This window comes from Lachnotalea glycerini, assembly GCF_003201285.1.
Classification (GTDB): Bacteria; Bacillota; Clostridia; order Lachnospirales; family Lachnospiraceae; genus Lachnotalea; species Lachnotalea glycerini.
Genome location: NZ_QICS01000022.1, coordinates 19,106 through 38,245 on the forward strand (window position 1 = coordinate 19,106; position 19,140 = coordinate 38,245).

The following is a 19,140-nucleotide window of genomic DNA, read 5'->3' on the forward strand; positions in this document are numbered from 1 at the left end:
AGGAATAAGATGTACAGTTTTAAAAATGACTATAGTGAAGGTGCCCATCCAAGAATACTGGAAGCTCTTATGAAAACAAACATGGAGCAGACAATCGGATATGGGTTAGATGAATATTCAGGCAAGGCCAAGGAGCTGATTCAAAGCCTTGTTGGAAATACAAATGCCAATGTTCATTTTTTAGTAGGCGGAACACAAACAAACCAGACAGCACTAGCAGCTTTTCTAAAGCCTTATCAGGCAGCAATAGCGGCTGAAACGGGACATATCAATGTTCACGAAACCGGAGCCATTGAGGCGACTGGGCATAAGGTGGTTACAGCAAAGACGGCAGATGGAAAACTTACCCCCTCTTTGATTAAAGAGGTGCTTGAGTTTCATACCGATGAACATATGGTGCAGCCAAAGCTTGTCTATATCTCCAATTCAACCGAGCTTGGTACGGTTTATAGTAAAGATGAATTAGAAAAACTATCAGATTTTTGTAAGGAATATGATTTATATTTGTATCTGGATGGTGCAAGACTGGGAGCAGCCCTTGTAAGCGAGAAAAACGATTTAACATTAAAAGACATAGCGAGCCTCACAGATGCTTTTTATATTGGAGGAACCAAAAATGGCGCATTGTTTGGAGAAGCACTCGTAATCATAAAGGAAGAATTGAAAAAGGATTTTCGATATATGATAAAGCGCCATGGAGGTATGTTTGCCAAAGGAAGAATTCTTGGAATACAGTTTTTAGAGTTGTTTAAGGATAATTTGTATTACAATCTGGCAGAGCATGCCGACCAAATGTCTATGAAATTAAAGGAAGCATTGCAAGAAAAAGGATACCAATTTGCATCTGATTCTTACACAAACCTACAATTTCCGATCATGACAAATGAGGAAATAGCAAGGCTTGAAGAGAGCTTTCGTTTTGAATTGATTGAAAAGATAGATGAGGATAAATCAGTAATTCGTCTTGTGACCTCTTTTGCCACAACAAAAGAAGGGGTTGAGGAATTTATCAAAAAATTATAAAATAGTATAATAAAAACACATGTTTATAAATTGACTTGTTTGCATATTACTCATAAGAAACTGAAATATAATAACAATTGCGATAAATATGTGGTTTATTATAATGTTTATGAAGGATAAAAGAAAGATAGGTAATGGAAGCGTTGGAGGTAACAAAATGAAGTTAAATAAGAAAATACTGAGTGTAACATTAGCATTTATAATGCTTTTATCAACATCATTAACAGCTTTTGCAGAAAGTGATTCTAAATCATTTTTAGCGTTGGGTGCAGACTTGACGGAGTCAGAAAAAGCGACAGTGCTTGATTTGCTTGGTGTGGATCAAAATGACTTAAGTAATTATGATGTGGTAACAATATCTAATGAGGATGAGAAGAATTATTTAAGTGATTATATGTCAGAAAGTGTAATAGGAGGACGTTCCCTTTCTTCAGTTCTGATCGAAAAGCAGGATTCAGGGCATGGAATCTATGTTACAACACATAATATTACATATTGTACAACAGGAATGTATCGTAATGCATTGATCACTGCAGGAATAACAGATGCAGATGTTACTGTTGCCGGTCCATTTGATATTTCAGGAACAGCAGCCTTAGTTGGTGCCTTAAAGGCATATGAGGTCATGACAGGTGAAACTGTATCAGAGGAAAGCATTGATGCTGCGGTAAATGAGTTGGTTACAACAGGAAGCATTGCCGATACCTTGGGTGATAGTGAAAAAGTTGAACAGCTTATGGCACTTGCAAAACAGTATGTGGTGGAAGGAAATCTTGACTCACAAGAAGATATTATGAATGCAATTGATAAGGCAGCCGAGGAATTAGATATTACCCTGACCGATTCACAGCGTAGTCAAATCAGTACTTTAATGGAGAAAATATCAACATTAGATATAGATAAAGAAGCTTTAAAGGCACAGGCAAAAGAATTATATAATAGCCTGAAAGATATGGGAATAGATTTAGATGATGCGGGTGTCCGAGCTAAGTTGAAGGATATTTTTGTAAGTTTTATAGAATTATTAAAAAGCTTTTTTTAGCATAGATTATTTCAAAATAGACAAAATAAAAAGGTGTATTTAACTTACATAAGTTAATGCACTTTTTTTCATAGAAAAGACCATGTTGTGGTAATGTATAAAAGTGCAACATCTTTATTTAATTAAGAAAAATTTAAGAAAATTCATGACTCGGTATTAAAAATATATTGTTAAAGTATATCCAGTTACGATGTTTTGATATATAATTTTATGATATCAATGAATTAGTAGATAAAAATGTGAAAGAGGTGGAATCATTTGTTTAATATATTAGTATGTGATGATGACAAAGAGATAGTGGAAGCAATTGAAATTTATTTATTACAAGAAGGATATCATGTTCTGAAGGCATACGATGGAAAAGAAGCGATTAAAGCTTTGGAGCAAAACGAAATCCATTTATTGATTATGGATGTAATGATGCCAAAGCTTGATGGAATTCGGGCAACACTTCAAATTAGACAAAGCAGCAGTATTCCAATCATAATATTATCTGCAAAATCTGAGGATAATGATAAAATTCTGGGATTAAATATTGGAGCAGATGATTATGTAACCAAACCGTTTAATCCACTTGAGCTTATAGCAAGAGTAAAGTCACAGCTACGCCGATTTACCAAACTTGGAAACATTTGTGAAGAGGAGAATGGAACGGTGTATAAAACCGGAGGCCTTTTAATAGATGATGAACGAAAGACAGTTAGTGTTGAGGGAGAAAGTGTAAAACTTACACCGATTGAATATAATATATTGCTGCTTCTTGTTAAAAATAAAGGAAGAGTATTTTCGATTGACCAAATATATGAAAATATATGGAATGAAGATGCAGTTGGAGCAGATAATACCGTTGCTGTTCATATCAGACATATCAGAGAAAAAATAGAGATAAATCCTAAGGAGCCCCGCTACCTTAAAGTGGTATGGGGAATTGGCTATAAAGTTGAGAAAATATAGAAAGCTGGTGAACCCTTGAATAAAATAAAATATTCAAATATTACTAGAATGATTGCGTTTTTAATTCAGCAAGTATTAGTAATCACTACGGTGGCACTGGCTTTTTATCTAAGTAATATTATTCTAAGCATAGATGATATAAAAGAAGCAATGAGTGGAAAAAGCTATCTGGAGTCGCAATATTTTAAAGATCAGCTTATTAATAAAATTTACAGTGCAAATCAATTTATGGATTACCAAAAGGATTTTGAGGTAGCCGGAGAGTATAATGGAAATAAGGAAGTAACGATAAGCCAATTTTTAAACGATAATAGTGAAATGAGTCAGTTTAGTGAAACGCAAATCTATAGTCTGCAGGATTTAGTTGATTGGAGCCAGGGTCAAATTGAAATGATTTCGTTGTATGAAGCTCTGACGGATTATTTGTATGGTACAAACAATATAGAAGCGACAAGCAAACCTGCAACAGTTATGGATGCAGATGCTGATGAGATAGATAGTGATGAATCATTAACCGCTGATTATAAAACGTTTTCAGATAATATGAAAAGCTTAGGAATTGCAGTTACATCCGATATGCTTCAAATCGAAGTACCAAAGGAAAATTATCTGACAACGAAAACGTCTTTAATAGACTATTGTCTTGAAAACGACGACTTCTCTGAAATAGAAAAAATCAGCATGGAAATGCAAGAGGCTTTAAATAATATTGCAGAGGAATATACTTTTTATAATCAATACGCAGCCTATTTCAAAAGTGTAGACAGCTCAAACTTTAAGATATATATTCAGGACTATAAAGGCGATATTTTATTCAATAACTGTGTTGGTGATAATACAAATTATGAAGAATATTTTAACAATAATATAAGTTGTGGCATAATCTATAATGCAACAACGAATGAATTTTCATTTACTAATTTTATCATTGATGATGTATATTCTAATGTTGATTTATTTAAAATTCCCGATCAGGTGAATTATATATATGCGGTAGGAATTGATTCGAGATATCTACACAGTGATGAATTTTCAGTTGCAAATTATAACTATGACCATAATAGAGACTCAATTATAGTGTTGGTAGTTAGTATGCTGATTATTTTAATTTGCTTTATTTATCTTGTTGCTGTAAGTGGCAGAAGCGACAAGGATGAAGAAATTCATTTAAACGGCTTTGACAAAATAAAAACTGAAATTGGTGCAGGGATAGGGATTGTGATAGGTGCAGGAATTTTAGGATTTTTTCCTATTAATTCCCTGAATAATAGATTAAGTACCCAGGTGCTTGTAATTGGTGTAATGGGACTGGAATCCATGCTCTTCACTCTAGAATTCTTAAGTTTGACTAAAAGAATTAAAGCTGGACAATTATGGAAAAACAGCATATTGTACATGATTATTAAATGGAGCAGGATATTTTTCAGGTATAGGAAAGTGACAACTAAAATTGTAATACTGTATTCTGCATTTTTGATTATTACCTTAGGTTTACTGGATATTGTTTTTAGTGATGGAAGCTTTTTTATGTTATTAGTATGGTTTGTATTTGTAGGTGTAGTCGGAATTATACTGCTTAGGGAAGCAGTGGCAAGACAACGAATTATGAACGGTATTGAGAAGATAACAAGTGGAGACTTAGATAATAAAATTGATGTTACGGATTTGAAGGGAAGTAATCAATTGTTGGCACAGGCCATTAATAATATTGGTGAAGGTTTACATAATGCAGTGGATGCCAGCATGAGAAACGAACGTTTAAAGACGGATTTAATTACGAACGTTTCACATGATATTAAGACACCTTTAACCTCAATCATTAATTATGTTGATTTGATTAAAAGGGAAAATATAGAAGATGAGAAAATAAAAGGATATGTTGATATTTTGGATAAGAAATCACAAAGACTTAAAAATCTGACAGAGGATTTGGTAGAGGCTTCTAAGATTAGCTCAGGAAATATAAAGCTGGAAATGACAAAAATTAATTTTGTAGAGCTGATTAATCAAACTGAAGGTGAATTTAGTGAAAAATTTGGAGCCAAAGGACTGCAAGTAATAAAAACCATTCCTGAAGATTCGGTGAGTATAAACGCTGACGGAAGACGAATTTGGCGTGTGGTTGAAAATTTATATAATAATATAGCAAAATATGCTATGGAAAACTCAAGAGTTTATATTGATTTAAAAGCAGATAAAGATCAAGTGGTTTTTTCTGTTAAGAATATTTCGGAGCATCCGCTAAACATCAATGCAGATGAATTAACAGAGCGCTTTATCAGGGGAGATGTATCAAGAAGTACGGAGGGAAGCGGACTTGGTCTTTCCATTGCAAAGAATTTAACCAATCTTCAAAAAGGAACCTTTGAAATTTATCTGGACGGAGATTTATTCCGTGTAACGATTACGTTTCCACGAGTGGTATAAGTATTTATTTTAATAAGGGTATTCGGTATTTACGAAAAATATCGAATGCCCTTTATTAAAAATATTTGCTATAATAAAGACAGTGTGATAAAAATAAAAGGAGTGGTAGATTTCTAGCGAATTGTCTTTTGAGAAAGATTGTAAGATTTGCAACCTCTTTAATTTTTATAACATTGTCCTCCCCTTATATAAAGTTCTTTTTTATATTTATCATACATATTACCTAAGGGAATAAGCAAGATTTTTTTATAGAAAAGCCTAATAATTTTTATTTTTAATAAAATTTACTAACACTTGATTAAATAAATCTTTTTGATCGTAAAAGGAACCATGTCCGCTAAATTCAAAAGGAACCAAAACAGAGTTTTTTATCATTTTTTTTTGTATTTCACCTAATGGATAAGGGACAATTTGATCGTGAATACCATGGATAATTAATGTTGGAATCTGAATGGTTTCTAAGTCATCAAATAAAGATTCTTTTATCCATGTATTGGCGATTGCTGCAGTAGCCCAGCCGGCGGCCTGTAATCCCAGTTGAAAGAACCAGTCTGAAAAAGCCTGAGTGATATGCTGAAAGAAGAACATATTAGAAAAATTAACAAGCATTTGAGGGCGATCCTTGATAGTAGTTGCAATAATATCCTCTACCGTAGATTGATCTAAGCCATAAGGAAAATCAGGGCGTTTAATCAGACTTGGAGCCGCGGCCGCACAAAGAACAAGCCTGGATACCCCAAAACCATTATTCCTTTTCATATATCTACAAGCAATAGCACCTCCTGTAGAATGACCCAATAAAGTAAAGTTACTTAATTTCATTTGATTAACAATACTTCTAATATCATCTGATAAAGTATCATAATCATACCCATTGAATGGCTTATCTGAATTTCCAAAACCTCTTGTATCAATCCCGATGCACCGATATCCAAGTTTAGGCAGCTGATCAAACTGATATTCAAAAAGCTTATGGTTTGCAGGCCAGCCATGTAAAAAAAGTATTGTTTTCGTACCTGCCGGATTAAGATCCTCAACGTAATAGTTGACACCATCACCGACCATTATGTAATATCCCATATTTTACTCCGATTATTTTATCGTCATAATAGTGTATGCATGAGTTGTGGTCGTTCATACCTTTTCATAATATAAAAGTAGATGAGATTCCATGAAGAGAAAAGAAATTAGGTTATTGAAAAAATTAGAAAATAGCATATGGTGTTGACTATATCGACTTCTTTTTTTGTTCATAACAAGATGAAACGAGTGAACGTTTCATCTTGTTGATAGAAGTTAAAATGAAGCCTAATAGATAAGAAATAACTTAGTATTCAACAATCAAAACAGACGATTTATTTCAACCTCAGGCAATATTCTTTCCATATCGCTTATATGAAAGCTTCCGGTAGCCATAGTCAGTGCATTTGCCGCTGACACAGCGATTGCATAGCGAAGCGCATTTTCAGCAGACAGTTTTCTGGAAAGGGATACAGCAAAGGCACCTACCATAGAGTCTCCGCATCCAACGGTATTGACCGGGGTGATTTTAGGTGGTTTGCCATGAAACACGCCATCCTTACAAACAAGCAGTGCACCGTCACCACCTAAGGAAACAACGACGAATTCAATGCCTGTGTCATGAAGCCTTTTAGCCGCCTCAATAACCTCGGTCTGATTGGTTATGGTAATACCCAGAAGGGCTTCTAATTCTTCTTGATTTGGCTTTATCAGGGTAGGACTAGCTTTAACCCCATCTGCCAAGAGCGCACCGCTAGTGTCCAGAATAACTTTTTTGCCCTTTGATTTTATTTTTGAAATCAGGTCAGCATAGATTGTGGTATCAATTCCCTTTGGAATACTGCCCGATATTGTTATTACATCACTTTTTTCAATTAAAACATTAATTTTTTCATAAAATTGATTTACCTCATCCAAAGTTACAGGTGCACCCGGCTCTAGAAACTCCGTTGAAGTACCATCACTTGCTAAAATATTAATACAGCTTCTGGTTTCACTTTTGGTATGAACAAAATCTGTAGCAATATTGTACTCTTTTAAAAGGTCTTCAATATAAGCTCCGGCATGACCGCCGACAAAGCCGGTTGCAATAATCGCTTCGCCGCAGAGTTTAATAACTTTTGATACATTAAGTCCTTTTCCACCGGCTGTATTTGAACATGTTTGAACACGGGTTACTGTATTTTTGGCAAAGTCTTCAACTACGTAAGCCTTATCTATAGCAACATTTAAAGTAACTGTTGTAATCATAATTCCTCTCCTTATTTCTTATACCCATTCCAGCCCGGAATTTCGCCGTTAAGATCCCAAAGGTCTTCCCAAGTTCCGGCACCTTCCCAAAGGAATACCTGACCTTTAATTAAACGACAGTTTTTATCAACAGTAGCAAGAAGCTTCAATTCATCATTGGTTAATGGATCCTCAAAACTACATTTTAAGTTGCTCATATATTCATTCCTATGAATAGAAAAAGGAATTGGAGAATGACCTCTTTGAACTGCCCATTTTAGGCAGATTACAGCAGGGTGAACACCATGTGCTTTTGCAATTTCCACAACCTCAGGTACTTCAATATCGGCAACGTCAGTTTCTGTTTTGTCTCTGTCTGGTCTCGTAGGAGAGCCAATTGGACAAAAACCAATGATTTGAATACCGTTATTCTTACAGAAATCGTATAATTCTGGTTGTTGAAAGCAAGGATGTAATTCCATTTCATTTACCGCTGGTTTGATTCTGCAATCTCTTAAAATCAGTTGCAATTTAGGTACAGTTACATTAGAAACACCAATGTGTTTTACAAGTCCCATGTCAACAAGACGCTCCATTTGTCTCCAACATTCCATAAATTCTTCGTGAATATATGGTCTGGATAGAGGATTTCTTGTGTCACCGTCACATCCTGGTGGATGATAGTTAGGGAATGGCCAATGAACAAAGTAAAGATCAAGATAATCTAATCTTAAATCCTTTAACGTTTTTGCTACAGAGTATAGAATATCACCTTTTCCATGCATATCGTTCCATAATTTGGAGGTAATAAATAATTCTTCTCTTTTGACACCCGCAGCAATTGCATTTTCAATAGCAACACCGATTGAATCCTCATTTTCATAGCAGGCAGCGCAGTCTACCAAACGATATCCTGATTTGATTGCATCCTCTACGGCATTTGCGATATCCTGAGCACTAAATCGATCTGAACCAAAGGTTCCAATACCAATTCCCGGCATTTTGGCACCGGTATAAAGTGTTCTCTGTGGAACGAGTGATGGATCAATTGCGTCAGCAGGTTTTAAATTTTCTCCCATAAATAATCTCTCCTTTGATTTATAATTTATTTTTCGCTATCTATAAGTATTTTACCTTTTACAGCACCCGGTGTTTTAAACATTTCGAAAGCCTCAGCTATTTGACTTAAAGGTATTTTTTTATAGATAAGTGATTCATCGAACTTTAATTGTCCAGTTTTGAAGTAATAGGCAGCCAGTTCCCATTCAGGACCTGGAAATGGAGCAGAATAAGACATCCATGAGCCGGTAAGAGTAAACTCCTTACGATTCATGTTTTCCCATTCCTTAACAGAGAAAGAAAGCTCTTTAGTTGGGGTTCCAATGAAGCAAACACCAGCCTTATTCGCAGCTAATTCAAATGCCATTTTCATCGTAATGGTATTACCGGCTGTTTCATATACATAATCAAATCCCTGTCCATTGGTTGTATCCATCGCCTGTTTGATAAAGTTTTCCTCTAAAGTGTTAATCACATCAGTTGCGCCAAGGCGTTTTGCAAGCTCTAAGCGTTCTGGTGAAATGTCAAATACCACACATTTTTTTGCACCGAAGATATTAGCCCATTGCATGGTGAGAAGTCCAATGGTACCTCCTCCTAGTATAGCAACCGTTTTACCTCCTTGATAATCAAGTCGCTGTAAGCCGTGCAGTGCTACCGTAGTGGGTTCAAAGAAAGCACCTTTCTCAAAGCTGACTTCTTCTTCAAATTTTACAGCATTTTTTTCAGGCACTACTACATATTCTGCAAAACTTCCATATTCTCTTGAACCAATAAAGCTGTAATGCTTGCATAAGGAATAGTTTCCCTTTTGGCAATCCTCACATTTCATACATGGAACAAGCGGTACACCAGCCACTCGATCTCCAATTTTCAGACTGGTTACATCTTCGCCTGTTTCTTCAACTGTTCCTGAAAATTCATGTCCTAATACATTTGGGAAGTAATGGCATGCATCTGCATTTACTCTTGGAATATCAGAGCCGCATATTCCAGTGTATTTTACTTTGATTAAAACTTGACCGGCCTTTGGCACCGGCTTTTCAATGTCTTCATAACGAATATCCTCTTTTGCGTGAACAACTCCTGCTTTCATCATACATTTCCTTTCTTAAAGGTGTCCTTTAAATCCTGATACAATTCTAAATATAGCTCCATAGCAGCCTGATACTTTATATGATTTTTTATATTAGGTGTATGGGTTCTCGTTATTACAATGGTTTCATTCACTGCCTCTTCAAAGTTATCATATATGCCCACACCAACTCCTGCTAAAATCGATGCACCCAGAGTAGTAGCAGTATCAGAGGTTGGAACCTTAATCACTTTGCCTGTTACATCTGATTTAATCTGCGTCCATAATAAACTGTTTGACGCACCGCCCATTGCAATCAACTCTTCAGCTTCTACTCCTGATTCCTTTGCAGTACGAAGGTTATGCTCTAAGGAAAAAGCAACTCCTTCTAAGGAAGCCCGTATCATATGTGCTCTTGTCTTATCGAAACCTAAGCCATAATAAACACCCTTTGCATCCGGATCCCAAATCGGGGAGCGCTCACCTGCCATAAAGGGAAGAAAAACAACGCCGTTTGAACCAGCAGGAATCTGCTCTGCCAAAGAGGTAAGATCATCAAAAGAAGAATCAGCTCCAAGCTCTTGCCTAAACCATTTGAGTACACCGCCTCCTCCGACACTACCCCCTTGTAAGAGCCAATGATTGGGTACTACATGGGGGCTTAAAATAAGCTTAGGATGAGAAATGGCCTGATCAAGACAAATACTCATGCCACCTGCCTGCCCGCCCTGTTCCTGAGTTTGCCCGGTTCTTACAACACCTGCGCCAAGAGTACCGCAAGCAGCATCCAGACCACCTGCAACAACAGGTGTTCCTTCTAAAAGCCCGGTAAGAGAAGCAGCCTCCTTCGTGACAGAACCAACCACGTCATGGCAGTTATATATTTCAGGAACCTTATCCAAGGATATTCCTAATGCATTGGCTAAATCTTTGTCATAGGTACACGTTTTTGCGTTAAAGAAATGCAGTCCATAACCCTGAGACTTTTCTTGTGTGAATTTACCCGTAAGCTTTAGGACAATATAGCTGTTGCTTTGCAAAAACTGATACGTCTTTTCATAAATGTTAGGCAGGTTTTGTTGAAACCATAAAATCTTGGGAGTGGAGTAAGCCGGTTCAAAAGCATTGCCTGCAATGTTGAATATAGTGTCAAAACCAAGTTGGTCTACCGTCTGTTTTACAATATGTCTAGCTCTGGTATCCATCCAAATAGGTGTGTTATGTAAACAATTACCTACTTTATCCACCGGAATACAGGACCAGCTTTGGCCGTCTATGCCAATACCTGCAATTTGAGATGGATGAATCTTACCCTTTTCTAATGTATCCTTGATTGCTATACAAATACTTTGGAACCATTCATCTGGATTTTGTTCTACCCATCCTGGATTAGGATAATATAGCTGGTATCCTTGATTGGACTGAGCAAGTACATTTCCCTTTCTGCCAAATATAGCAACCTTACATGCTGAAGTTCCTATATCAATTCCAAGTAATAGTTTTTCCATGTTAGACCTCCATGATAAGACATTGCTTAATGAGCCTTTTGATCACAGCCACATACTTTAATACGTCCCATAACAAGCTTCTTTACACTTTCCATTCCGGCTGCACCATATTTTTTCGGATCAATAGTATTAGGATTTTCAGTTAATACTTTTTTTACACCCTCTGTGTAAGCAATTCGAAGCTCTGTTGCAAAATTCACCTTGCAGATGCCGCGCAGAATGCTTTCTCTTACGGCTTCATCTGTAAGGCCGGAAGCACCATGCAAAACAAGGGGAATACTGACCAACTTTCTGATTTCACTTAATCGTTCTAAATCAAGCTTTGGTGTTCCCGAATAAACACCGTGAGCAGTTCCGATAGCTACCGCAAGAGCGCTGATTTTAGTTCTTTCTACAAATTCCTTTGCTTCTAATGGATCTGTGTAACCGCCGCTACCACCGTCTAAGTCATCCTCTTTACCGCCTACTTTGCCAAGCTCAGCTTCTACAGGTATGCCAGAAGGTGCACAGGCATCTACTACACGTTTTGTCATTTCGATATTTTCTTCAAATACATGATGAGATCCATCAATCATAATAGAGGTATATCCAACTCTTAAAGCCTGCATAGCAAGCTCGAAAGAGCTACCATGGTCAAGATGAATAGCAACTGGAACCTTGCAATTTTTGGCAGCAGCCAAAGCATTGGCATAATACATATCTAGTCCTGCGTATTTCACGGTTGAAGGTGTTGTCTGCATCATAACAGGAGCATTTAACTCCTCGGCAGCAGCTATAACAGCCATCACCATTTCCATATTTTCTACATTAAAGGCACCTACTGCATAGCCTCCTTTTTGTGCATTTAAAATCATTTGTTCTGATGTAACTAATGGCATAAAAACCTCCTTTTTCTGCATTTATGCAGTCATTTGCATTTATCTTAAGCCGCTGATAGAGTATCAGTGGCAAGAAGCTATGTTACGAAAGCTGTTTAATGGATTCACCTGTTAATAAACCAGTACTTAAATTAACGCGAACCGCTTCGCCTGTTTCAGATTTATTTAATCTTTTTAGCATAAGGTTAGCAGCAGAGGCAGCAATTTCCTCCATTGGCTGAACGATAGTCCAGAGCGTTGGCTTAACAATCTTGGAAAGCATTAGATTATCAAAACCAATAATAGAAATATCCTCTGGAAAGTTAACTCCGAGTTCGTTTATGGCAATAATAGCGCCAAGAGTAATTTCATAATTACTCAAATAAAGAGCAGTAGGTCTGTTTGATACAGTTAATAACTCTTTGGTTGCATGATAACCATGCTCTACTGTTAATGAGCCGCGTTTTACATAATTAAGCTCTATTTTTATATTATTAGCTTCAAGCGACTTATAATAACCTGCAAGACGCTTTCTGGCCGTATATTCATTGTCGTCACCACAGATAATACCAATTTTACTATGACCTTTGTTTATTAAGGTAGTAACAGCCTGAACGGACGCTTCAATGTTGTCTACTATGACACAGTCAAAATTTCTATCCTCAAAGGTTCTGTCAATCAGTACAATAGGTACCTCACGAATTACTGCATTGTTTAAATAGAAAGAATTACCCGAGGTAGGAATAGTTATAATCCCGTCAACTCGCTTACTAAGAAGAAATTTGATTTCCTGTTCTTCTAATTCTATATCACCCCGGCAGTCACATACAATTGTTCCATAATCATGCTGTCTTAGTATATCCTCAATATTAGCAATAACAGAGCCTGCAAATATATTATCTAAATTGTGAATCAAAACACCAACGGTTTTGGTACAGTTCTTGGCCAGCCCTCTGGCTACCTCATTGACCTCATATTGCAGTTCTTCAATTGCATTTTCAATTAAGGCTCTGTTTTGGGGTAGTACATTGCCACCGTTTAAATATTTAGAAACTGTGGCAAGTGAAAGCCCAGTCATTTTTGTAATATCTCTAATTGTTGCTGCCATTTAGTTCCTCCTATTCATTAGAACGAACCGCTTCGCTCTAATGAAATAATACTCTTTTCTTGTATAAAAGTCAATACAATAGTATTTATTTTTTATTTCATACGAGAAAAAACCTTGCTGTGGTAACGTATAAAAGTATTGAGTCCTATGAAATAAAAACACAAAGCGCACGAATGCAAGTGGAGAATGTCACTGCGTGACTGCATTCGGCGCGGCAAAGCGGTCAAGTTCCTCATGAGTGAGGGAATAGGGAGCTGATGTGGACTTGAACTTTGTTCTTTCATAGGAAAAACCTTGCTGTTACCGTAAAAAAGTATTGAGTCCTATGAAATAAAAACACAAAGCGCACGAATGCAAGTGGAAAATGGCACTGCGTAACAGCATTCGGCGCGGCAAAGCGGTCAAGTTCCTCATGAGTGAGGGAATAGGGAGCTGATGTGGACTTGAACTTTGTTCTTTCATAGGAAAAACCTTGCTGTTACCGTAAAAAAGTATTGAGTCCTATGAAATAAAAACACAAAGCGCACGAATGCATGTGGAGATTGTCACTGCGTGACTGCATTCGGCGCGGCAAAGCGGTCAAGTCCCTCATGAATGAGGGAATAGGGAGCTGATGTGGACTAGTCCGCTTTGTTCTTTTTTACACTTTACCAAAATGAGATATATTTCTCGTAGAATAAAAAAAGATGAAAAGCACTCAACTTTTCATCTGGCATAATACTATTATAAATTATTATATTCACGAACTTCTTCATCCTCTTCTTCAGGAGGCATATAGAGTTTAAAAATTTTGCCTAATATAATTGAATTGGTATAAGCTAGTAATGCGAATCCAATTAAAAACCAAAATGGGAGTAATTGAACTACAAAGCCAATTAAAAGTAGGGATAAAACTGTTAATAAAAACATAACGATAGTTTTTGGTAAATGTCTGATACTCATTAAAAGAGAATTTTTAAAGGTTTGTTTTAAGGTATTATCAAATGTAGCAAGTAATGGAAATATATACACAGATACGAAAAGCCACATTACCAGCAAAAATATAAATATTACAATAAAAATAAATTTATATTTGGTTTCCCAGCTTAGCATGATATAAATGTCACCGATAATGATTGCCGCAGATGCTAATAGTATGATACCAATTGCCGCTCCCTGCTTAAAATTTAATTTAAAGGATTTAAAGAAGCTTTTTATAATATAGGATTCCTCATTTTTAACCATTTTCAATGTGACATAATATAATGCTGTAGTAGCAGGACCTATTGTGATAACAGGAATGCAACAAAAACAATAAATTATATTCAATATAATCAGATCAGCTACCTTACTCATAAATGAGAAAAACTTCCCATCTAAACTAAAAATACTTCCCATTTTGTTCTCCTTTACTTTGTACGTATGAAGAAAATTATAACGAAAATAAAGAATAAAAGCAATACTATTTACAGATGTTTCACAATTTGTTGCTAAAGATAGGCGATGAACTTTGTATCAGTGGCTTTTTATATAAAAAGTTATATTAACACAATATAGTAAAATATACTATAACATACGCTTTGAATGCTAAATCAAATAATTAATATTACTAAATTTTATTTTACTACTTGCATTTTTGCTAGTTTTATTGTATTTTATAAAAAGACGGAACTAGTTTCCGAGATATTACAGAGTGAGAACAAGGGCGTTCCATTTACGGGATTTCCTTGCTTTTTTTTGTACTTATTTACAAAATTAAATATTACATTTGAAAGGAATGGGAAACATGGGCGAAGTAATTAATGTTGTTGATATTTTCGGAGAAAACGTATTTAATGATGCAGCAATGCAGGAACGTTTACCAAAGAAAGTATACAAAGATCTTAAGAAAACGATAGAAGAGGGAAAAGAACTAGACCTTGGAACAGCTGAAGTAGTGGCACACGCTATGAAAGAATGGGCTATTGAAAAAGGTGCAACTCATTATACACATTGGTTTCAGCCAATGACTGGAGTAACAGCTGAGAAGCATGATTCATTTATTTCAGCACCTGATAAGAACGGTAAAATAGTTATGGAGTTTTCAGGAAAAGAACTAATTAAAGGCGAGCCAGATGCTTCTTCATTTCCTTCCGGTGGTTTGAGAGCTACTTTTGAAGCCAGAGGATATACTGCTTGGGACTGTACCTCACCGGCATTTGTAAGAAAGGATGCAATAGGAGCTACGCTTTGTATTCCAACCGCTTTTTGTTCCTACACAGGTGAATCACTTGATCAAAAGACTCCTTTATTAAGGTCAATGGAGGCAATTAATGAGCAGGCGCTTCGTCTTGTTCGATTATTTGGCAATACAGGAGCTACAAGGGTAACTCCATCTGTAGGACCGGAGCAAGAGTACTTTATCGTTGATAAAGCTAAATATTTACAGAGAAAAGATTTAATTTATACAGGACGTACCTTATTTGGTGCAATGCCGCCTAAGGGCCAGGAATTAGAGGATCACTATTTTGGAAGCATCAGAGAGCGCATTGCTTCCTATATGAAAGAAGTAAATGAAGAATTATGGAAATTGGGAGTCAGCGCAAAGACACAGCATAATGAGGTTGCCCCTGCTCAGCATGAATTGGCACCAATTTATGCACAGGCGAACATTGCAGTTGACCACAATCAATTAGTCATGGAAACTCTTAAGAAAGTTGCGGAACGTCATGGATTGACTTGTCTTCTTCATGAAAAACCATTTGCTGGTGTCAATGGATCAGGAAAGCATAATAACTGGTCCTTAACAACAGACAATGGAGTCAACCTTTTAGAACCGGGTAAAACACCACATGATAACATTCAATTTTTATTAGTGTTAACCTGTATTTTAAAAGCTGTGGATAAACATGCAGACCTGCTTCGAGAATCCGCAGCAGATGTAGGAAATGACCACAGACTTGGGGCAAATGAAGCACCTCCTGCTATTATCTCTGTATTCTTAGGTGAGCAACTGGAAGATGTAATAACCCAGTTAATCAGCACAGGAGAAGCTAAGAGCAGTAAGCAGGGGGGTAAATTATTAACCGGAGTAAAGAGCCTTCCAGATTTAGCTAAGGACGCGACCGACAGAAACAGAACTTCACCATTTGCATTTACGGGAAATAAATTTGAATTTCGTATGGTTGGCTCATCAGATTCTGTTGCAGGTCCAAATGTTGTTCTTAATACAATTGTTGCAGAGGCTTTCTCAGAGGTTTGTGATATATTAGAAAAAACAGATGATTTTGATATGGCAGTACATGATTTAATTAAACAATATGCAACAGATCATCATAGAATTGTATTTAATGGCAATGGATACTCAGATGATTGGGTGGAAGAGGCAAAAAGAAGAGGACTTCCAAATATTAAGTCTATGGTGGACGCAATTCCGGCACTTGTTACAGACAAAGCTATTAATTTATATGAGAAATTTAAAGTATTTACGAGAGCAGAGCTTGAGTCTCGTGTTGAAATAGAATATGAAGCTTATGCGAAAGCAATTAATATTGAAGCCAGAACAATGATTGATATGGCATCTAAACAGATTATTCCTTCTGTTATTAATTGTACAACAGTACTTGCAAAATCCATCAATGCAGTAAAAGCAGCCTGTGATGCAGATATAAGTGTACAGGTTGAATTATTAACAGAAACTTCTGCATTATTATCAGATACAAAAGTTGCATTGGCAAAACTGATTGATGTAACAGAAGAAGCATCAGAAATAGGAGATGCAAAGAAGCAGGCTGCATTCTTTAGAGATGAAGTAAAGGTGGCAATGGATGAATTAAGAATTCCGGTTGACAGGCTGGAAATGATTGTTGATAAAGAGCTTTGGCCTATGCCTTCTTATGGAGATTTGATTTTTGAGGTTTAATTACTAAATTATATAACTTAAACAGAAGCAGACAATAATATTTTTTTAATTAATGTTCTGCTTCTGTTTTTATTTCAGTAAGAAATGTCTTGTTGTGGTAACGTATAAAAGTTTTGACTCCTCGTAAGAAAAAAACATATGCGCACGAATGCAAGTCGATAATATCACTGCGTGACAGCATTCGACGCGACAAAGCGGTCAAGTCCCTCATGAGTGAGGAATTAGGGAGCTGATGCGGACTGATCCGCCTTCTTGTCTAATGGTGGTTTTTTGTTCGTTATACAGTGAATCATGCCAATAGAATAAATAGCAATTTGATTCTATTATTCTATTTTGTATAAAGAAAATACTTGTTTAGTAAACTTGTATAGAGCATAATAAAAAAATTCGTCAAAATGACGCTTATAAATTCAAAAGATATTACACAGTAGCAGATTTTACAAGGTCTTTAAATAAACTTTGGTTAATTAGAGTATGGAATATAGCATTTGAATGCGCTATACTTACAGTAAATTAAAGCTGGTAAGTTAGTTCGTAATTTCTGGTTTTTTCTTTTGTATTAATTCACTGCAAGCAGTAGATTGATATGTTAGCAACAAATAATAAAGCAGTGGTTTAGTCTTTGGCCACAATCAATTTTAGGAGGAAGATTTAATGGCAAGTTTATCACTTAAGAACATTTGTAAAGTTTATCCTAACGGCTTTGAGGCAGTTAAGGATTTCAATTTAGAAATTGAAGATAAAGAATTTATCATATTCGTTGGACCATCAGGATGTGGAAAATCTACGACTCTTCGTATGATTGCAGGTCTTGAAGAAATCAGTTCAGGAGAATTGAGAATTGGTGACAGATTAGTAAATGATGTGGAGCCAAAAGATAGAGATATTGCAATGGTATTTCAGAACTATGCGTTATATCCTCACATGACAGTATATGATAACATGGCTTTTGGTCTTAAATTAAGAAAAGTACCAAAGGATGAAATAGATAAAATGGTAAAGGAAGCAGCTAAGATACTTGACCTAGAGAAACTATTAGACCGTAAGCCAAAGGCTTTATCAGGTGGTCAGAGACAACGTGTTGCTATGGGTCGTGCTATAGTTCGTAATCCTAAAGTATTCCTTATGGATGAACCTTTATCGAATCTTGATGCAAAACTAAGAGTTCAGATGCGTATTGAAATTTCTAAGTTACATAAGAATTTGGGAACGACAATCATTTATGTAACACATGATCAGACAGAAGCTATGACATTAGGAACCAGAATTGTAGTAATGAAAGATGGTCTTGTACAACAGGTAGATTCACCACAGAACTTATATACAAAGCCAAAGAATTTATTTGTTGCAGGATTTATGGGATCTCCTCAAATGAACATGTTGGATGCCAAAGCTGAAGTGAAAGGTGAAGATGTTTATCTTAATATTGGAGAAACTGCTATTAAGCTTCCACCGGCAAAGGCTAAGAAGCTCGTGGATGGCGGCTATAACGGTAAGACAGTTATTCTTGGAATTCGTCCGGAAAATGTACATGATTCACAGATGTTTATTGAGTCATCTCCAAATACCGTTCTTGAATCAACAGTTAGTGTTTATGAATTACTTGGTGCGGAAGTTAACTTACACTTCGATATCGAAGGAACTACAGTTACGGCAAGAGTTGACCCACGTACACAAGCAAGAGTTGGAGATAAGATAAAGGTTGCTTTAGATGCTGAGAAGATTCATGTATTTGATAAAGAAACGGAATTAGTTATTACCAATTAATATAAGATTATAGGAAAGTGTCAGCTTGCTGGCACTTTTTTTTTCATAGGAGCGTGTCCAGCGAAGCTGGACCACACCAGTCGGTGCCAGTCCGATTATGGTAATCGCCAGTGAGCCATATAGTCAAACTCGGTGCGTTGTAGTAATGCAGGGTGCTAAGCGAGTGGGTAATGTAACTTCGAAAGAGGTG

General features: G+C 36.2%; 14 protein-coding genes. 6 read left to right on the forward strand and 8 right to left on the reverse strand.

Annotation, left to right across the window (positions count from 1 at the left end; all coding sequences use genetic code 11):
• The first annotated feature begins 9 nt into the window (after nucleotides 1-9).
• The 4 genes from C8E03_RS21080 to C8E03_RS21095 all read left to right on the forward strand — a co-directional run bounded on the left by C8E03_RS21080 (nucleotide 10) and on the right by C8E03_RS21095 (nucleotide 5,446).
• On the forward strand, nucleotides 10-1,023 hold the full coding sequence (locus C8E03_RS21080; RefSeq protein WP_110292050.1) for a threonine aldolase family protein: 1,014 nt from the start codon (nucleotides 10-12) through the stop codon (nucleotides 1,021-1,023).
• A gap of 157 nt (nucleotides 1,024-1,180) precedes the next feature.
• Nucleotides 1,181-2,065 carry a DUF1002 domain-containing protein gene (locus C8E03_RS21085; protein ID WP_094378044.1) on the forward strand — a complete coding sequence of 295 codons (885 nt, stop codon included), beginning with the start codon at nucleotides 1,181-1,183 and terminating at the stop codon, nucleotides 2,063-2,065.
• Nucleotides 2,066-2,323: 258 nt separating this feature from the next.
• A complete protein-coding gene (locus C8E03_RS21090) occupies nucleotides 2,324-3,019 on the forward strand; it encodes a response regulator transcription factor (protein WP_094378035.1) in 696 nt (231 codons plus the stop codon).
• A 15-nt stretch (nucleotides 3,020-3,034) separates the two neighbouring features.
• Nucleotides 3,035-5,446, forward strand: coding sequence for a sensor histidine kinase (locus C8E03_RS21095; RefSeq protein ID WP_110292051.1), 2,412 nt, complete (start codon nucleotides 3,035-3,037; stop codon nucleotides 5,444-5,446).
• Between the two features lie 258 nt (nucleotides 5,447-5,704).
• On the opposite strand, the gene C8E03_RS21100 is transcribed toward C8E03_RS21095, so the two are convergent.
• From C8E03_RS21100 to C8E03_RS21135, 8 genes are all read right to left on the reverse strand, one after another.
• On the reverse strand, nucleotides 5,705-6,526 hold the full coding sequence (locus C8E03_RS21100; RefSeq protein WP_110292052.1) for an alpha/beta fold hydrolase: 822 nt from the start codon (nucleotides 6,524-6,526) through the stop codon (nucleotides 5,705-5,707).
• 261 nt (nucleotides 6,527-6,787) lie between these two features.
• Nucleotides 6,788-7,717, reverse strand: a complete 930-nt coding sequence (gene pfkB / locus C8E03_RS21105; protein ID WP_110292053.1) for a 1-phosphofructokinase — start codon at nucleotides 7,715-7,717, stop codon at nucleotides 6,788-6,790.
• Between the two features lie 11 nt (nucleotides 7,718-7,728).
• Nucleotides 7,729-8,775, reverse strand: a complete 1,047-nt coding sequence (locus tag C8E03_RS21110) for an aldo/keto reductase (protein ID WP_094378039.1) — start codon at nucleotides 8,773-8,775, stop codon at nucleotides 7,729-7,731.
• A gap of 26 nt (nucleotides 8,776-8,801) precedes the next feature.
• Nucleotides 8,802-9,851 (reverse strand): galactitol-1-phosphate 5-dehydrogenase, encoded by a 1,050-nt coding sequence (locus tag C8E03_RS21115; RefSeq protein WP_110292054.1) that lies wholly within the window; start codon nucleotides 9,849-9,851, stop codon nucleotides 8,802-8,804.
• Nucleotides 9,851-11,338 (reverse strand): xylulokinase, encoded by a 1,488-nt coding sequence (locus tag C8E03_RS21120; protein WP_094378041.1) that lies wholly within the window; start codon nucleotides 11,336-11,338, stop codon nucleotides 9,851-9,853. The genes C8E03_RS21115 and C8E03_RS21120 overlap by 1 nt, the downstream gene beginning before the upstream one ends.
• Before the next feature lie 26 nt (nucleotides 11,339-11,364).
• The gene (gatY, locus tag C8E03_RS21125; RefSeq protein ID WP_110292055.1) at nucleotides 11,365-12,216 is read right to left on the reverse strand and encodes a tagatose-bisphosphate aldolase subunit GatY; all 852 of its coding nucleotides are present in this window, start codon (nucleotides 12,214-12,216) and stop codon (nucleotides 11,365-11,367) included.
• Between the two features lie 82 nt (nucleotides 12,217-12,298).
• Nucleotides 12,299-13,303 carry a LacI family DNA-binding transcriptional regulator gene (locus C8E03_RS21130; protein ID WP_094380063.1) on the reverse strand — a complete coding sequence of 335 codons (1,005 nt, stop codon included), beginning with the start codon at nucleotides 13,301-13,303 and terminating at the stop codon, nucleotides 12,299-12,301.
• 723 nt (nucleotides 13,304-14,026) lie between these two features.
• Complete coding sequence (locus C8E03_RS21135) at nucleotides 14,027-14,680, reverse strand: YesL family protein (RefSeq protein ID WP_094380061.1); 654 nt, start codon at nucleotides 14,678-14,680, stop codon at nucleotides 14,027-14,029.
• A gap of 388 nt (nucleotides 14,681-15,068) precedes the next feature.
• On the opposite strand from C8E03_RS21135, the gene C8E03_RS21140 reads away from it, so the two are divergent.
• Together C8E03_RS21140 and C8E03_RS21145 are read left to right on the forward strand one after the other, a co-directional pair.
• Nucleotides 15,069-17,183: a glutamine synthetase III family protein gene (locus tag C8E03_RS21140; protein WP_094380059.1), complete on the forward strand. Its 2,115-nt coding sequence runs from the start codon at nucleotides 15,069-15,071 to the stop codon at nucleotides 17,181-17,183.
• A 654-nt stretch (nucleotides 17,184-17,837) separates the two neighbouring features.
• The gene (locus C8E03_RS21145) at nucleotides 17,838-18,950 is read left to right on the forward strand and encodes an ABC transporter ATP-binding protein (RefSeq protein ID WP_094380057.1); all 1,113 of its coding nucleotides are present in this window, start codon (nucleotides 17,838-17,840) and stop codon (nucleotides 18,948-18,950) included.
• Nucleotides 18,951-19,140: the final 190 nt, after the last annotated feature.